The sequence below is a fragment of the Nocardia tenerifensis NBRC 101015 genome (assembly GCF_000308715.1).
GTDB classification, from domain to species: domain Bacteria; phylum Actinomycetota; class Actinomycetes; order Mycobacteriales; family Mycobacteriaceae; genus Nocardia; species Nocardia tenerifensis.
In genome coordinates this window covers 1-16,414 of the sequence record NZ_BAGH01000193.1, presented here as the reverse complement: position 1 = coordinate 16,414, position 16,414 = coordinate 1, and the positions used below count along the sequence as shown (strand labels likewise).

17 protein-coding genes and 1 pseudogene are annotated in these 16,414 nt (G+C 67.3%); 9 read left to right on the top strand and 9 right to left on the bottom strand.

The window, feature by feature from the left end; genetic code table 11:
• The first annotated feature begins 23 nt into the window (after nt 1-23).
• Nucleotides 24-512 (top strand): MarR family winged helix-turn-helix transcriptional regulator, encoded by a 489-nt coding sequence (locus ON39_RS16365; RefSeq protein WP_051186711.1) that lies wholly within the window; start codon nt 24-26, stop codon nt 510-512.
• A 271-nt stretch (nt 513-783) separates the two neighbouring features.
• Here ON39_RS16365 and ON39_RS16360 read toward each other — a convergent pair whose 3' ends face one another.
• Entirely contained in the window at nt 784-1,527 is a 744-nt protein-coding gene (locus tag ON39_RS16360; protein WP_040735057.1) for an SDR family NAD(P)-dependent oxidoreductase, read from the bottom strand.
• A 123-nt stretch (nt 1,528-1,650) separates the two neighbouring features.
• On the opposite strand from ON39_RS16360, the gene ON39_RS16355 reads away from it, so the two are divergent.
• Together ON39_RS16355 and ON39_RS49655 are read left to right on the top strand one after the other, a co-directional pair.
• The gene (locus ON39_RS16355; RefSeq protein ID WP_040735023.1) at nt 1,651-1,986 is read left to right on the top strand and encodes an ArsR/SmtB family transcription factor; all 336 of its coding nucleotides are present in this window, start codon (nt 1,651-1,653) and stop codon (nt 1,984-1,986) included.
• Nucleotides 1,987-2,030: 44 nt separating this feature from the next.
• Complete coding sequence (locus ON39_RS49655) at nt 2,031-2,396, top strand: hypothetical protein (RefSeq protein WP_040735021.1); 366 nt, start codon at nt 2,031-2,033, stop codon at nt 2,394-2,396.
• Nucleotides 2,397-2,408: 12 nt separating this feature from the next.
• Here the strand turns inward: ON39_RS49655 and ON39_RS50585 are convergent.
• The 4 genes and pseudogenes from ON39_RS50585 to ON39_RS16335 all read right to left on the bottom strand — a co-directional run.
• Nucleotides 2,409-2,704: pseudogene (locus ON39_RS50585) on the bottom strand (VOC family protein); the annotation flags it as partial.
• A 106-nt stretch (nt 2,705-2,810) separates the two neighbouring features.
• A complete protein-coding gene (locus ON39_RS16345; RefSeq protein ID WP_051186710.1) occupies nt 2,811-4,277 on the bottom strand; it encodes an HNH endonuclease signature motif containing protein in 1,467 nt (488 codons plus the stop codon).
• A gap of 263 nt (nt 4,278-4,540) precedes the next feature.
• Nucleotides 4,541-5,266: an SDR family NAD(P)-dependent oxidoreductase gene (locus ON39_RS16340; protein ID WP_246002632.1), complete on the bottom strand. Its 726-nt coding sequence runs from the start codon at nt 5,264-5,266 to the stop codon at nt 4,541-4,543.
• Between the two features lie 317 nt (nt 5,267-5,583).
• A complete protein-coding gene (locus ON39_RS16335) occupies nt 5,584-5,964 on the bottom strand; it encodes a VOC family protein (protein ID WP_040735018.1) in 381 nt (126 codons plus the stop codon).
• 194 nt (nt 5,965-6,158) lie between these two features.
• Between ON39_RS16335 and ON39_RS16330 the strand changes: the two genes are divergently transcribed.
• Both ON39_RS16330 and ON39_RS16325 read left to right on the top strand, forming a co-directional pair.
• Nucleotides 6,159-6,761 carry a PadR family transcriptional regulator gene (locus ON39_RS16330; protein WP_040735016.1) on the top strand — a complete coding sequence of 201 codons (603 nt, stop codon included), beginning with the start codon at nt 6,159-6,161 and terminating at the stop codon, nt 6,759-6,761.
• A 40-nt stretch (nt 6,762-6,801) separates the two neighbouring features.
• Nucleotides 6,802-7,518: a DUF8817 family protein gene (locus ON39_RS16325; RefSeq protein ID WP_040735015.1), complete on the top strand. Its 717-nt coding sequence runs from the start codon at nt 6,802-6,804 to the stop codon at nt 7,516-7,518.
• A gap of 204 nt (nt 7,519-7,722) precedes the next feature.
• On the opposite strand, the gene ON39_RS16320 is transcribed toward ON39_RS16325, so the two are convergent.
• Nucleotides 7,723-8,688 (bottom strand): glycoside hydrolase family 113 protein, encoded by a 966-nt coding sequence (locus ON39_RS16320; RefSeq protein ID WP_040735013.1) that lies wholly within the window; start codon nt 8,686-8,688, stop codon nt 7,723-7,725.
• Nucleotides 8,689-8,940: 252 nt separating this feature from the next.
• Between ON39_RS16320 and ON39_RS16315 the strand changes: the two genes are divergently transcribed.
• Complete coding sequence (locus ON39_RS16315) at nt 8,941-9,672, top strand: GbsR/MarR family transcriptional regulator (RefSeq protein ID WP_051186709.1); 732 nt, start codon at nt 8,941-8,943, stop codon at nt 9,670-9,672.
• A 172-nt stretch (nt 9,673-9,844) separates the two neighbouring features.
• Here the strand turns inward: ON39_RS16315 and ON39_RS16310 are convergent, their stop codons facing one another.
• Complete coding sequence (locus tag ON39_RS16310) at nt 9,845-10,369, bottom strand: TetR/AcrR family transcriptional regulator (RefSeq protein WP_040735012.1); 525 nt, start codon at nt 10,367-10,369, stop codon at nt 9,845-9,847.
• A gap of 206 nt (nt 10,370-10,575) precedes the next feature.
• On the opposite strand from ON39_RS16310, the gene ON39_RS16305 reads away from it, so the two are divergent.
• A complete protein-coding gene (locus ON39_RS16305; RefSeq protein WP_051186707.1) occupies nt 10,576-10,965 on the top strand; it encodes an ester cyclase in 390 nt (129 codons plus the stop codon).
• Nucleotides 10,966-11,133: 168 nt separating this feature from the next.
• On the opposite strand, the gene ON39_RS16300 is transcribed toward ON39_RS16305, so the two are convergent.
• Entirely contained in the window at nt 11,134-12,567 is a 1,434-nt protein-coding gene (locus ON39_RS16300; protein WP_040735010.1) for an alpha-amylase, read from the bottom strand.
• A gap of 301 nt (nt 12,568-12,868) precedes the next feature.
• Here ON39_RS16300 and ON39_RS16295 point away from each other — a divergent pair, with 301 nt between their 5' ends.
• The gene (locus ON39_RS16295; protein ID WP_246002631.1) at nt 12,869-14,677 is read left to right on the top strand and encodes a hypothetical protein; all 1,809 of its coding nucleotides are present in this window, start codon (nt 12,869-12,871) and stop codon (nt 14,675-14,677) included.
• A gap of 127 nt (nt 14,678-14,804) precedes the next feature.
• On the opposite strand, the gene ON39_RS16290 is transcribed toward ON39_RS16295, so the two are convergent.
• On the bottom strand, nt 14,805-15,626 hold the full coding sequence (locus tag ON39_RS16290; RefSeq protein WP_040735007.1) for an alpha/beta fold hydrolase: 822 nt from the start codon (nt 15,624-15,626) through the stop codon (nt 14,805-14,807).
• A 162-nt stretch (nt 15,627-15,788) separates the two neighbouring features.
• Between ON39_RS16290 and ON39_RS16285 the strand changes: the two genes are divergently transcribed.
• Nucleotides 15,789-16,414 (top strand): phosphotransferase (locus tag ON39_RS16285; protein ID WP_051186706.1); only part of this gene is annotated, 626 nt, incomplete at its 3' end.

Here is a 16,414-nt window from a genome sequence, read left to right as displayed (position 1 = left end):
AGGTAGATAACCAAGGAGTGGACATGAGCAGCGACAACAACACCCTGAAGGGGCTGCTGCCGCGCATGAGCCAGCTCAGCGCCACGCTGGGCCGCGGGCAGTTGTTCGAGATCGCCACGGCCACAGCCGGAATCACCCTGGAGCGGCCGGCGCTGACGATCCTGGTGATCCTCGAATCGGCGGGGCGCCCCCTGCGGGTCGGGGAGATCGCCACGCGCATGCAGGTCGCCGGCCCGCACGTCACTCGCCAGCTCAACGGTCTCGAGCGGCGGCGGTTGGTGCGGCGCGTGCCCGACCCCGACGACCAGCGCGCCCGGTTGATCACCCTCACCCCCAACGGCGAGAAGCTGGTCGGCCGCTACCTGCAGGTCATCGATGACTGGTTCGACCGAGCCCTGTCCGCGTGGTCCGAACCCGAGCAGCGCGATCTCGTGCGACTGCTCGATCGCCTGGTCGACGACCTCTCGACCCACCTGGACACCCTCGTCGACGACCGCCTGCCCGAGGACTGACCTCGAAATCCGCGCTGCCGCTAGGGATTGCGCTCCTTGCAAGCGTCTAGAGGTAGGGTGCGGATCCTCACAAGGGTTGCGGCTGCTGTCCGCTGACCCCGATCCGCACCCCCTCACGAAATGCGCACTCCTTGCACAAGCCCATAGGGACACAAACTCCGGCGAAGAGTGCCGCTGCTGCCTACTCCCCCAAACCCCGCACCAGCTCTAGGGACTCGCACTCCTTCTAGGCGTCTAGAGAGGGTGCGGATCTCGACAAAGGGTGCGGGGTTCACATCAGGGCGCGGCCGCCGTCCACCACCAGGCGTTGGCCGGTGATGAAAGAGGCTGCGGCGGAGGCGAAGAAGCTGACGGCGGCGGCAATGTCGTCGGGGGTGCCCATGCGGGCCGCGGGGACGGTGGCGAGGTAGGCGTCGCGGACCGCGGCGGGCACGTCGGCGTGGCGTTCGACGGGGATGAAGCCGGGGGCGACCGTATTCACGGTGATGCCGAACGGGGCCAGTTCGCGGGCCCAACTGCGGGCCAGTCCGATCTGAGCGTTCTTGGCCGTGGCGTAGGCGGAGCGACCCGGCGGCGGACGGTCGGCCACCTCCGAGTCGATGTGCACGATCCGGCCGTAGCGGCGTTCCCGCATGCCCGGGATGATCTCGTTACCCAGCAGGATCGGGCTCTTCACGAAGAAGTCCAGTTGCGCAAGGTGATCCGACCACGCGACCTCGGTCAGCGGCGCTTCCGGTTGCGGCCCGGTCGCGTTCAGAACAAGCACGTCCACTGGCCCGAGCCGCTCGGTGATCGCCGCGACCAGTCCCCGCACGCCACGCTCATCGGTGACATCACCCGAAAACCCCTCCGCCACACCACTTTCCTCGCGGATCGCACCCACAACCGCCGCCACCTCCGCATCGTGCAGCCCATTCACCGCAACGGCCATCCCCTCCCCCGCCAGCCGCCGCGCGATCGCACTCCCCAACCCCCGAGAACTCCCCGTCACCAACGCGACCCGTCGACCCGCCATGGTCCCGATCATTCCACCGTCGGGCGAGGAGCTGACCATCTCTTCGATCTCTATCGAAGAGATGTGCCCACGCGCTAGCATCTCTTCGAGACCTTTCGAAGAGTTCGCGTAGCAGGAGGCGTCGTGCCCGTTGGGCGCTGGAAGTCGGTCGACCACCCCGATATCGACGACGTGGCGATCGACGATGTGCTGTCGGCGCTGGCCGACCCGACGCGGCGGCGGATCGTGCGGATGCTCATCGAGGAAGGAGACCGCCCCTGCGGCACCTTCGACCTCGGCATTGCCCTGTCCACGCTTAGTCATCACTTCAAGGTGCTGCGCAACGCCGGCCTGATCCGTCAATTCGACAGTGGCCGGCAGCGAGTGAACACCTCGCGGCTCACCGAACTCGAGACCAGATTTCCGGGTCTGGTCGATTCGATCCTCCACCTGGCTGAGCCGGAGCCACCGGGCCGCTGACGATCCGGCGAATCGACCTCGGTCACAACATGATTGGAGCAGACATGCCCACGATAACCTTTGCCAGGATCGCCGCCGTCCCGGTCAGCGTCTGGTTGATCGCCGCGCTGATATTCAACGCCGCCTACCGCACCGACAATATCTTCGCCGGTCCCGACTTCGCCTTCTCGTTGGTCCTGTTGGTCGCGGCGTTCCTGCCCCGGCGTATCGCCGAACCGGCGTTGACGGCTGGCTTCTACTTCGGCGCGGGTGTCATCACCATCGCCGCCCTCAACCGCCTCGACCAGGGCGAAACCGGGCAGAGCGCGCTGAACCTCGCGATCGCCGCAGCATACCTGTCCCTCGCGCTGGTACTCACCCTCCGACGCGGAAAGGCGAGCGAAGGGCGGCATGCCGGAGCCCTCACCTAGTAGCTTCTCCACCGCGGCTATCTCGAGCGCTTTGTCGATGTCATCCACTGAGAACGCGACGCGGGGCAGGCCGATCTCGTTGGGGCGAGCAGGCTCCGACTCAATCGCTGTGGGGTAGATATTGGCGTGGGTGCCATCGAGGCCGACGGCAGCATCGGTCCACTCGCCGCTGACCGTGTCACGGTCGACCACCGTGAGTCCGAGGTCGGTGAGAACGCGATCGCTGCTTCGAGATCGCGAACGGCAATGCCGACGTTCTCCAGCTTTGATGGCCATGCGCCGCCTGCAACCGAGCGGGCCGATTCGATCCGCCCTGAGGGCCGGACCACGCCGGTACTGCGGCGGTCCGTCTCGCGTGAATGTGACGGGCATGCGGCCTTCTACTAGAGCCGCCGACCGCGTCGAGAGCCACCGTCAGCCTGGGCGGCTAGCGTGTTCGGTCCTGCGCGTGAGGTATTCACCCGGGTGGTGGTAATGGTTCACTCGGGGCGTTCGTTGCGGGTCTATGTGGGCGGGTGGGATCCATTGGGTGCGGCCGGGTTCGGGGTGGTGCGCTGGCGTGGCGGTGGTGGTCCACGTGTTGGAGGTGGTGCCTGCGAGGCGGTGGTGGGGTTCGCAGACGAAGGCTAGTTGGTCGGCGTCGGTGGTACCGCCGCCGGACCATTCGGTGCGGTGGTGGGTTTGGCAGAGGTAGCCGGGTTTGGCGCAGCCCGGGTAGGTGCAGCCGATGTCTTTGGCGTGCAGGATGATGCGCTGGTCGCCGGTGGCGATTCGTTTGGTGCGGCCGAGGTAGAGGGGGCGACCGCTGCGGTGGTCGAACAGGGCGAGGTAGTGGTGGGCGTGGGCGGCCATGCGGATCGCGTCGTGGATGGGCAGCAGGCTTCCGCCGCCGGTGACCACTGGCGGCCCGTAGGCGCGCAGCTCAGGATGCTCGGTGGACTGCTGGATGTCGACGACGGCGTTTTCGAGTTCGCTCAGTGTCATGGACACGATGACCGAGACGGGCAATCCGCGGTGTCGGCCGAGTTCGCCGGAGGAGAGCATCGCGCGGAACACCGCTTTGACCGCGTCGTGTTGACGCTGGCCCGCGGTACGGAAGTCCTGTTCTACCGCTTCGGTACTCGGCTCGTCATCGACGTGCGGGGTGGAGTCTTCGGGGTTGCAGACGCCGGGCTTGGCGTATTTGGCGAAGACGGCCTCGAGATAGGTGCGCAACTCAGGGTCGGCGACGAGGGTGCATTTGCTCATCAGGTCCGGGCCCTGCCGCCCCATGGTGAAGTTGCGACGCCGCTCGCGGTCGCTGGGGCTGAATACGCCGTCGGGGTTGAGGATCGCGTCCAAACGCTCGGCGACCTTCTTGAGCTGGTCAGGCCGCAATACCCGTGCGTGTGTGGCCAATTCGGTTTCTGCTTGATCGCGGGTGAGCGTGTCCAGGCAGGCGGGCAAATGCTGGATGAACTCGCGTACGACCTTCACGTGCGCCCCACCGATCACGCCCTCGCGTTGGGCGGCCGCGGTCTGCGGCATCATCGGGTCGAGGACGTCTCCGTCCAGGCCGGTGCGGGGCGCGAGATCGTCGGCGGCGCGCCAGCGGGCGCGGGCTTCGGCGGGGCTGATGCGGAGTCCGTCGGCGAGGGTGTCGATCACGCTGTCGGTGGCGAAGTCGTTGGGCGACCATTGTTCGCGTAGCTGGGCGAGTAGGTCGACGCTGAATCCGGGCAGTGCGCGGGCCACGTTTTCCAGCCGTTGCATCATGGTCAGTCGATCACGGTTGGACAGGGCGTCGGTGCGGAGATTGGCGATCTGGTGAAGTCCGGCTTCAAGTGTGCACAACGCCTTCTCGACCGTGGGGTCGGCGACGGATGGGCTACTCGAAGACATGTTCGAATTCTAGTCGCGAAAAACGTACTTGGCCAGGTATTTTCAGAGTTGGATAAAGCCTCTGCGAAAGGGATTGTGACGTCAGTCGTCTTCTGGCAACCATTCCCCCGATGGGTGATCAGTCGCCGTGTTCAGCTTCGATCCGATCGCTGCGCAAATCGCCGCGCTCGGGTCGGCCCGCGCGCCTCGGCGTCACGGACATGCTTTGTCCTGGCCGGATCGGCGAGGGGGTGTCGCGGGTGCCGAAGCACCCGCGACCGGGCTCAGTGCAGGTACGAAGCGCCGTTGACGTTGAGGACGGAGCCGGAGGTCCAGGTGGCCTCGGGTGAGGCGAGATAGCGGACGGCGGAGGCGATTTCGGCGGGGGCGGCGACGCGGCCGAACGGGCTCTGGGTGCGGACCTCGTCGGTGACGCGGTGGGCGACTCGATCGGTGGCGACGAAGCCCGGGGCGACGGAGGCGACGGCGATTCCGTGCGGCGCGAGTTCGACGGCGAGCGACTGGCCCAGCGCGTGGACGGCGGCTTTGCTCGCGCCGTAGCCGGCGTACTCGGGTTCGCCGCGGAAAGCGCCGCGCGAGCCGATATTGACGATCCGGCCCGCGATGCCCTTGTCGATCATGTGCCGGGCGACGCGGTAGGACATATTGGCGGTCCCGAACACGTTGACGTCCATGGTCTTTCGCCACGTCCGCTGCCACTCGGCGTAGTCGGTTCCGGCCACCGGGTGCGCGAGATTCACCGCGGCGTTGTTGACCAGCACGTCGATCGTGCCAAGCCCCTCGATCGCCGCCTCCACGATCTGCGCCACGGCCTCAGGGGACCCGATATCCCCGCCGATCAGCACGTGTCCTTCGCCCGGCAAACCGCGCAGCGTCTGTTCGCCATCGTCTCGGCTCGACGCGTAATGGACCGCCACCCGTTCGCCGATCTCCGCGAACGCCAAGGCGATAGCGCGCCCGATTCCCCGCGACGCACCCGTTACCAACACGCCGCGGCTCATTCTGTGATCACCATGCCGCAAGCTTGCCATCGCGGACGCGCCCGCGTCGCGCCGGTATCGGACGCGCGGGCTAGCGGTACAGGGCGCCGCGCAATCAGATGAGCACGAACGGAATGACCCATACCTTGGCGGCGTACCACGGGTACCGGCCTGTGTCCGCGCCCGACCACGGGCTCAGCGGGTACTGCGCGTGCCAGTCGATTTCGACGCAGCCGAGCTGCGGCTAGGTGACTTCGGTGCGGTTCGACTGCGGCAATCAGCGTCGGCGCAGTTCCGATGCGGGACAGCTGTTTCGGCACAGCCGTTCAGAGCGGGTTGAGCCGAGCCTTCAACAGGCAGAACTCATTACCTTCCGGGTCGCTCAGCACATGCCACTGCTCCGCACCGGTCTGCCCGATGTCGGCCGGGCGCGCACCCAGCGCCAGCAGGCGTTCGAGCTCGGCTTCCTGATCCCGGTCGGTCGGATTGACGTCGATGTGCAGGCGCAGTTTCCCGGGCTCCGGCTCGTCCCGCCGACTCAGGATGATGGTCGGCTGCGGTCCACCGAACCCTTCGCGCGGCCCGATCTCCAGCGTCCCGTCCTCCTCGCGGTCCAGCACCACGAAGTCGAGAACCGCGCACCAGAACCGCGCGAGCAACTCCGGATCGCGGCAACCGAGCACCAACTCACTGATACGACAAGCCATCGACGAACCCACTCTCAGCCTGGAACCAAACCTCACGGCCACAAACAATCCGCGAGCGTACCGGACAAGGTGGACCTGGTCGAAGCAATTTCAGCCCGGCGCTCCCCGCAGCATAACCAAATTTGGCTAGTACGCCCGAGGCGGAGTACGCTTCCGCCATTAGCCAAATTTGGCTAGAAGCGGGAAGGGGTCAGATGAAGCCGGTACGACTTCTGGTCCTGGGCGCGCTACGCAGACGCGGTCGCGCCCACGGCTATCAGATCCGCGCGGATCTGGAGTCCTGGGGCGCACACGAATGGTCCACTGCCACATCGGGTTCGGTGTATCACGCGCTCAAAAGCATGGCCGGACAAGGCCTGCTGGCGGCGACCTCCGATACGGACCCCTCGGACGCCGGCGGCCCACCGAGAATCGAGTACGAGCTGACCGACACGGGCGAACAGGAATACCTCGACCTCCTGCGCCGGGCCTTGGCCGACCGCGAGCCGAGGCTGGACGTCCTGTGTGCCGCGGTGGGCCTGATCGAGGACCTGCCCCGGGAACAGGCCCTGCAGGTCCTGCGCACCCGAGCCGAGGCGATGCGCGACTGGCGCACCGGCATCACCGCATACCTGCCCGCGGACACGGAACTGGACGCGTGGGGCCCGGTGGGCGAGGTCATCTCGCTGTGGCTGGCGACCGCCGACACCGGCGCCCAGTGGACCCGGCGACTGATCGACCGTCTCGAAGCGGGCGCGTTCAGCATGGCCGGCGAGCCCGGTTCCCCCACCCGCCTCCCCGCACACCCGGCCGACTAGCGGCATCGGCGAAACGTTCCCTTCGAGACGGAGCAATGTCATGGCCCACGAGATAACCGTCCCGCTGCTTCCCTGCGGATCCATCGACGAGATCGTCGAGTTCTACACCATGCTCGGCTTCACCCAGACCTACTACCAGCTCCGCCCGTACCCGTGCGTGGGCCTGCGGCGAGAGGACTTTCAGCTACAGTTCTTCGGCCTGGCGGACTTCAGACCCGAGGACTCCTACGGCAGTTGCGTAGTCCTCGTGCCCGACACCCAGCAGCTTTTCGAGGCGTTCGCCGCGGGCATGCGCGCGGTCCACGGCAAGCTCCTGGTCTCCGGGATCCCGCGGATGACCCGGCCGCGCAAACGCAAGAACGCCGACAACTACTCCGGATTCACGGTGATCGACCCCGGTGGGAACTGGATCCGGATCTTCTCGTCGCCGGACATCGATGCGCCCGCGGTCGGCGTGCTGGCCAGGGCGCTGGAGAACGCCGTCGTGCTCGGCGACTCCAAGGGCGACAATCGGCAGGCGGCGAAGATCCTGGACGCGACGCTGGCCCGGGAGCGGGATCGCGCACCGGCCGCCGAACTGGTCGAGGCGCTGGCCTACCGTGCCGAACTCGCCCTCCGCACCGGCGACACCACCGCCGCGGTCGACGCTCTCACCCGCGCCCGCGCCGTTCCCCTCACCGAAGCCGAACGCGGCGAACTCGCCGCGCACCTGGCCGGCCTCGAAGACTTGGAGGCCGTCGTCGGACTCGCGCCGTAGTGTCGTCACCCGCCCGAAGTCGCCTTTGCTCGTCAAATCGCCAGCGCAGCAATAACACTCACGGCTTCGATCAACCAGTTCGAATCTGCTCAGCACTGGATCCCGCGGTCTCCGTCGCGAGCACACCGGATGTCGCCGCTCCTGCCATCGGCGTCCGCAGCCCTTTTCGGACCGACCTGGAACTCTCCCCCACCGCAGCGCATGTCAGCGAATCTGCGCCAACGCATGAAAGGACCGTTTCGGCGTGAGGGACCCATCGGGCATCACCTTGCACACCCCGAAGGAGGCCATGTCGAGGTCGAGCCGGGGATCGGCGTGGTGCGGATAGGTGTATCCGGCGAAGGTGAGCCAGAACGCGGTGTCCACCGACGCGGCGTCGAAGACTTCGAAGAGCTCGCGCAGGTAGGCGGCCTGCTCGTCCTCGTCGCGGACATAGTCGCCGTCCAGGCGGGGCGGATCGGCGCCTTCTTCGAGGATGGCCCAGCCCATGCCGCTGCGTGCGGCGGCGCCGCGGTACGTGCAGCAGCCGAATTCCGTTGCCACGACCGGTTTTCCGTGCCGGAAATAGGCCAGTAGGCCGGGCTGGAAGGCGGGATCCGCCGGATCGACGTAGGCGTCGACACCGACGAGGTCGAAGGGTGACCAATCGATGTCCTCCCACGTGCCAGAGGCGTAGGTGAGCTTGCCGCCGAATCGTTCGCGCACCGCGGCGGCCGCGTCGGCCAGCACGGAGTCGATCCGCGTGGAGAGATCGGCGAGTTCGGCCGCGGTGACGGGGTTGCCGCTGGTGAAATTCTTGATTCGGGCGAGGCTGTCGTCTCCGGGGAGGAGACCGGCGGCGAACAAGCTCAGTTCGCAACCGGTGACGAAGACGTGCGCTCCGACATCCTCGGCGCGGATCGCGCAGTCGGCGAAGTACGGCGGCAGTTCGGCGAGGGAGAGTTCACACGGGAACGGGGAGAACCAGACCTCGAGTCCAGCATCGATGGCGTGTCGAGCCGCGACCGTGAGTCGTTCGGGGTCGCCGCCGGTGATGCGTACGGCGTCGCAGTGCAGTTCCTCGGCGATGACACGGAGTTCTTGTTTCACCTGGTCGACGTCGAAATCGGGCCGCGAACTCCGCCCACCCGGGGTGAAGCCGGTGTCGTAGGTGATGCCCTTGGCGCGCATGTGATCTCCCCTACCGGTGCCCGAGGGCCACCGAATGATGTTGTGCTGGTGCAGATCCCGAACGTTAGGGTCGAGTCGAAAGCCAGTCAACGGTGAGGCCTTCACGATTCGGGTTATTTGCCCTGTTCACCTGTGCAATCGGCGATTGCAATGACAATGCCTGCTAATGCACATCGATCACGGTGCGTAGCAACCACATCGGAGCAGCACGCATACTGTCGTCGAGACGAGCGAGCGGAGGAGCCGGGCCGCATGCCGGGACGCAGATTGACCGCGGCGGATCGGCGGCAGATCGCCGCGGGGTTGGCACAGGGGCTGGACTATGCCGCCATCGCCCGACGCCTGGGTCGCCCCACCTCGACGGTGAGCCGCGAGATCGCGCGCAACGGCGGGCCGGCCCGGTATCGCGCGGAACTCGCACAGCTGGCGACCAGCCACCGCGCCCGGCGCCGACCACCGGCGACACGACCGGTGAGCGCGCATCCCGACCCCGTCCGAAAGTCCGCGTTCATCAGCGATTTCACCGCGGCCCTGCGCCAAACCGGCCTGCCGCGCACGGCCGCCGGCGTGATGGCCTGCTTGTTCACCGCCGAGACGGGTAGTCACACCGCAGCCGAATTGGCGCGGCAGTTGCGAGTCAGCCCGGCAACCATCTCCCTCGCGGTCGGCTTGCTGGAAGACCAAGGGCTGGTCCGTCGCGAACGCGACGGCCAGAGCAGACGCCACCGATACTTCCTCGACGAAGCCGCGGGCATCCGCTCCGCCGTGGTGAGCGCCCGCGCCAACCAGCAGGTCGCCGCCACCGCCCAGCGCGGCGCCGCCCTCTTCGGCACCGGCACGCCCACCGGCGCCCGACTCGCTCTCGCCGGCCGGTTCCTCGAACAACTCGGCGACGACATCATGCGGTCCGCCGAGCGCTACTGGTCCGCCGTGATCGGCCCTGAGATCGAACATGGGCAGGGCGAGCACGCACCGACCGAATGAACGAGCGAAGCCCATGCGCCGGTCACGCCGCGGACTACGCGGCACAGGTCGTAGCGGCTGATACCGTCGGACGGGGCGACGAAGGCACGCCTGGCAACACACTCAGGTACTCGAACAAGTATTTCGGGGTGTTCTTGCGGGCGTGCGGATTTGCCCCCAGTCGCAGCAACGCTTACCGCGCTCGCGGGCGCAACCCGTCGAGGATGATCTCAGCGAGGTGCGCCGAACGGCCGGCGCTGGCTTGGGCGTCGGCATGGTGGATCGCGGCGAAGGCTCCGGCAACCAGCGCCATCGCCTCATCGGCGGTGACATCGTCGCGCACGACACGGGCCGCGCGTGCACGATCGAGCAGGTCCGCGACATACCTGGACAGATCCTCCGCGACCCCCGGCGCGGCGGTGCGCATATCGAACTCCGCGGCACTGAGCGCGCTTTTCACCGCGGAGTTCGCCGCGCCGTTGGCGATCATTCGCGCCAGTAGCGTGAACACCGCGGCGGGATCGTCGGTAGCGGCCAACGCCGCGGCTTCGGCGACGAGGTGTTCGAGCTGATCGATCGAGACAGCAAGGTACAGCGCCTCTTTGGTGGGAAAGTGCCGATGGACCGTGCCCGGCCCCACACCGGCGCGGCGGGCGATTTCATCGAGCGAGACCCCGAGTCCGTGGTGGGCGAACAACCGCTGGGCAGTCTGCAACACGCATTCTCGATTGCGGCGCGCGTCTGCGCGTAACTGCCGGGCGGTGCTGTGTTCGGCCGGAAGGTGTTGGGGTGGTTGGGAGGTCATCGTGCGACCTAGCATAACCGGGGCATCGCCCCGTATGCTTGGTCGCATAACCGGGGCGCCGCACCGCTTATCTCCGCGCCGCTCTCACATTCTCGGCGATCACCCGAAGGGAAGCCGCCATGACCATGGACGACGCCGGCGAAGTCGTACTGCGGATGCAGGAGTGCTTCAATACCCGGCAATTCGACCAAGCCGACGACTTGCACACCCCGGACTGCTTCAGCCACGTTTTAGGCGCCACCGGGTTTCAAGCGGGCAAGAGTGCCTGGCGCAGTCTCGTTGCCCAATTTCCCGGCATACGCGTTGTCGCCGAAGATGTTCTGGTCGACCGCAATAAGGTCGCTGTTCGATCGTCCATCGAAGGAATCCCGGTCGCCGATGACGGCCCGCGGCCGATGATGATGGAGATCTTCCGAATCGACAACGGCCGGATCGCCGAGAGTTGGGCAGTCGGTCAGGGTCTGCCGTACAGCGTGGACACGCTGGCAAGCGCCCCCGCCGACGGCTGACCCTTGAATGCGCTTCCACGCCGAAAACACCTGTCCGGCAGTCGCAGCCGTGGGCTGGGCCGACTTCAGGAGGGCAGCGAGTAGGGCCTTGCCCTCCAACATCGTACGGGCACTGGGCACCTCACAACGCAGCGGCGACCGCAGGTGCGTCGGGCCTGGGCGCCCTCGTCACCCGGCCGCGACTGCGCCTGTGTGCAAAGCGATTCCCGACTGGGCGGCGATATCGGCGTGTAGTACACCGGCGTCGTCGATTTGGTAGGTCGGGCCGGTGCACGCTCCGCCCTCGAGAGCGCCGTGCAGGACGTCGCAGTACCGGCCTGCGGGAAGAGTGGTGTGGTAGTCGCCGGACTCGGGGAAGTCCTCGCCGTTGAGCACGAGGTACCCCTCGCTGCCGCGACCGAAGGCGATGCGGTTGCCGCCGTTGTCGGACCAGCCGACCACCGGTTGCCCCCGGACCCGTTCGTGGAACGCGACCATGCCGCCGATGCCGGGCCATGCGTGTTCGCACAGCCAGTGTCCGTCTCCGCACGTGGCGTCCATGGCCCGGCCGAGCGGGTCGGACGGCGGCGGTTCGTCGTAACCGCGGAATGCGTAGCCGCTGAGCACTTTCGGGCGACCGTAGGGCCAGGCGAGCATGAACGCGTTCGCCAAGGCGTATCGGTCGCCGTCGGCATAGGTCAGGGTGGAGCCGTTGTGTTCGGTGTCGTGGTTGGCCACGAAAACGACGGTCTTGTCGGAGGGCAGGGCCGAGCCGAACTCGCGCAGCGAGGCGAGGCGGCCCTGCCGGAAGATCGCGCTGAGGGTGCCCGCGTAACGCAGGTCCATTACCGCACCGGTGGCGAGATACTCCTCCGGTTGTACCGCCTCACCCCAGCCGTAGATGACCTCCTGGTAGACGTAGGCCGGGCGGATGAGCCGGGCCTCGATCGCCGAGATGTCTTCGGGCGGGACATATTTGGCCGAATCTATACGGAACCCGTCGACGCCCAGGGAGAGCAGATCGTTGAGATAACCGGCGATTCGGTCCCGGACCGAGTCGTCTTCGGTCGCCAGATCCGCCCCGTTGAACGACCGGCAGGTGAACACCTGGGCACGGTCCGTGAGGTCCTCGACTGCATTGCCCGGCGTCCCGCAGTGGTGAAAATCGCGCTCGCCGTAGGGCACCGCCGGATACCACTCGTGGCAATACGGCGTGACCGCGCTGCCGACACCGCACCCGTCCAGCGCGGACATATTGTTGATCACCGCGTCGACATAAACCCGCACCCCGGCGTCGTGGCAGCCGCGGACCATGGCGGCGAACTCCTCGCGCGAGCCGAAACGACTGTCGAGTTTGTACGACACCGCCGAGTAGCTCTGCCACCACGGAAAACCCTTGTCCGGCCAGAGGGAATGCTCCTGTGCCGGTGAGGTCTGCACCGCGCCGTAGCCCAGCTTGCCCAGCGTTGTCTGACACTCCCGTCCGATCGATCGCCAGTTCCAGCCGAACATCTGCGCGATCACGTCACGCTCGGCAGGCTCCTCGGCCGAGGGCTGGCCCGGAACGGCGACCCACGTGGTGGTCACCGCAGTGACCAGTGCGAACACCCATACGCGGAGCATGGGGGCGACTGTAATCGAGGGATGCGACCAGACAGTCTGTTCACTGCCTCGGCGCGTCGGAGGCTGTTGCGGCACAGTTGCGAGGAGACAAGGGATACGCAGGCCGATCCGATCGCAGAGCTCTCCCGGCGACCATGCCGATTGAACAGCCCTGGCGATGAGCCTGCTCAACCGTCTGAGCCGCAAGCCAGACACTCTGCCGCATCGTCCGCCACCCTTGGCGAAATGCATGAACATCCCCATCAACTCCTGAAAAATCTCCCAGTGACGCCGCCGATCCCCCATGGCAACGTCAGTGATCGTGGCATATGCGACACAGCGTCTCGGACGGTCGATACAGCAGGGTCGGCGGCGCAACGCCCGCCGAAATGGTTGGGCGGCAACGGTGGTCATCACGGTGGCCGCCGCCGGTTTGGTGGCCCCGGGACCGGCGGCCGCCGAACCACCCACCTCGGTGGCGACGGACCGCCAAGAACAACCGATCGCGACACGCGACGGAATCCTTGTGTCCTACGTCAGCTTCCGGCTGCCGCTACCGGCCGGCGCACCCCCGCACCCGGCGGCTTGCGACCGCACCGGTTACCTCCGCTACCGCCCGATCGGCGGCCCCGAGGACGCCCGCGACGCCGACGCGGTCGTCGTGCAGCAGCAGGGCTTGTCCGGCGGCGCGGTCAATTCCGAGGGCGTCGCTGGCAACACCGTGCGCTCGGCGAAAACCCTCGGCCGCACCATCGAGTTCTGGTCGCTGGCGCGGCGCGGGGCCTGCTTGGACGAGACGGCGGGCTTCGACTACGCCCTGCGCACCGGGAATTACCTGGACGCCGTCGACTACTACTTCAACGGCAAGCCGATCGACGGACACCCCTTTCCCGGCTTCAAGAAATCCCAGGACCTGCCGATTCTCGACTCGATCGGCGTGGAGCGGGTGATCAGGGACCAGTACGAGATCATGCTGCACGAGATCCCGGATCAGGTTGCGCGGCAATGCAAGTACGTCTGCACCGGCATCTCGATGGGCGGGCTGGTCACCGGATTCTTCGCGGACTGGGACTTCGACGGCGACCCCGGCACCCAGGCCGACGCGCGCTACAACCAGTGCGCCGCGTTCGCCGCCCAGGACACCATGGTCTCCTCGGACCCGGCCGCCATCCAGAACACGCCGTTCCTCCACGATCTCACCGATGCGCTGATGAGCCCGGCGAACAACGCGCTCAAGGCCGGTTTCGACAGCGGCGTGCTGCCGATGCGCATCATGGGTCCGGTGCCGGCGATCGGCACCAAGGCGATGATGCTGTATCGACTCGCCGGGCTCGCGGCCCATCTCGCGCCGGACGAGGAGAGCCAGCTGCTCGCGCACCTGCACGATCCGGAGGTCGAGGCGACGCTCACCACCATGTTCGGCCAGAGCTGGGCGGCGGTGGCGACCGGCGGCGCGGACGGCGAGGGCACCATCCGCGACTATCGGTTCACCAACGCGGCGCTGCTCGGCACGTTCATCGACAACAACTCCGGCAATTTCGCCCTGCTCCAGCAGGGCGTCGGCGCGCTGGCGGGCGGCCCGGTGCAGGAGAAGACCTTCCCGAACGACGGTGGGGCGACCCAGATTCCGGTGCTGGGCAACTATCTGCGGATCAGCGCGGGACCGCAGAAGCGCGTCGCGCCGACCGACCGGAGCGTGCTCTACACGTGGCGCGACTACAACGACGTGGCCGGCGTCCCGTGGACCGCGCCGAACCGGGAAACGGCCGACATCCACGAGGTGGCAAGGCAATTGGGCACCGGCGCGCCGACGGCGTACTGGGAGACCTACTTTCCGCTGCGCATGATCATCGATCTGGGCGCCGGATTCACCGGCGCGCGCAGCGGCGACATGGCGAATCTGCGCTACCACAACATGAGTCGCACCAAGCCGAACTTCGTCGCCTACGCGGGCGACAGTGTCGTGCAGTACGGCGTCGGCACCTGGATTCCGACCGGCGCCACCGCTCAGGTGGAGACCCTGCCCGGCTACACCCACATCGACACCATCGGCGCGGCCGCGGTGCAGAACAACGGCAAACCCGATTACAGCGGACAGTATTTGGCCGAATTCATCAGGGGCCTCACCTGATCCATCGTCGGCGCCCGCGTGCCGGACCACGCGGGCGGTGACGCCGGGCGGCCTCCTCATCGAGCCGCTCGGTGCGTGTTCTGGGCGGCGGTGGGGCAGCGCCGCCGTCCAGAACCTCAGGGGGTCCTCAGCCGAGCACCGCCCGCAGCCGCTCGGCGAAAGTGGCTGGGTCCTCGACGAATCCGGCGTGGCCGCCCGGGAACAGGGCGGGTTCGAGGCCGAGCTGTTCGGCGAGCGCGCGGGTCGTGCGGTCGCAGAATTGGCCGGCCGAGTCCGCGCCGATCGCGGGGATCACCCGGACCGGCGTCGCGCGCAGGGCCGCGAGATCCGGCTCCCACCAACCGGTTCCCTCGATCTCGTGCAGGTACCAGAAGCGCTCGCTCGCCACCTGCGCCGGATCGCGGTCGCCGCCGAACATCTGCTCGAGCACCGGCTCGGGCATCTGAATGTTCGCGTTGGCGAAGAACTTTCGCCACGCGCCGAGGGTGTCGCCGCTCGCGTAGGTGGCGACGAGATCCGCTGTGCTCGCGCGCAATTCGTCGTGGTTGTCGAGCACGACGTTCAGCGGGGGCTCGTGGGGTATCGCGGTGGTCAGGAGCTCGGGGTAGGCCTGGACCAGCGCGAGCACGGTGACCGCGCCGCCGCTGGAGCCGAACACCACGGCTGGGCCCGCGTCGAGATGGGTGAGGATCGCGGCCAGGTCGTCCGCGCGCAGTTCCGGGGTGGAGTCTTGTTCGGGGTCGTCGAGCACGCTGCCCTTGTGCCCGCGCGGATCCATGGTGAGCACGGTGTGGTCGGTGGCGAGCAGGTCGGCCACCGGGGCGAAGGCGGCGGCGTCCATCGGGGCGCCGACCAGTGCGATCAACGGTCCACTCCCGCGCAGCTCGTAGTGCAGGCGGGCACCGGGCACGTCCAGGGTGTGCGTGCTGACAGACGAGGTCTGGGTCATGTTTTCTCCTATGCGGTGATGAGCTCATGACTGTCGACGGAGCAGGCGTCGGAAACTCATCGGTGCGCTCGCTACTCCCTCCGGCCGAAGACGATGTCCGGCCCGGCGGTACAGCGAAAAACCCGTGGTCGTGTGTCCGCATACCTTCTAACATTCGATCTTGTGCTCTCCCGCCCCGCATTCATCGACGACGACGCGATCGCGCACGCGGTCGCCGCGCACTGGTTGCCCGAAGTAACCGAAATCGGCTACCTGCCTTGGGGTTTCGGTGCACACCACTGGCGGGTGAGCGGCGGGGGCGCCACGGTGTTCGTCACGCTGGACCAGTTGGCGCCCCGGCATACGGCGGCGTCTTTGGAGGGCGCCTACGCCGGTGCCGCCGCCCTGGCCGCCACCGGCTTGCCCGCGGTGTGCGCACCGCTGCCCGCCCGATCCGGACGGTTCACCGTCGACGTCGGGCCCGGCGCGCTCAGCGTGACGCCGTGGCTGCAAGGCCGGAGCCCGACCGAGGCGCAGGCCCGCGAGCCCCGGCATGTTCAGGAAGTCGTCCGCACATTGGACGCGCTGCATCGCACTCCCCCACCTGACGGTCTGCGATCGTGGACCCCGCAGGTCGGCCCCGAGTTCGCCGAGGACTTACGCGCCCGCACTGCCCAACCGTGGACCAGCGGCCCCCTGGCGGAGCAGGCACGCGAGGCCCTCGCCGCACACATCGATCCGATCCGACACTGGACCGACCGCTACCTGGAACTGACGAACAAAGCACTCTCCCAACGAAACTCATGGGT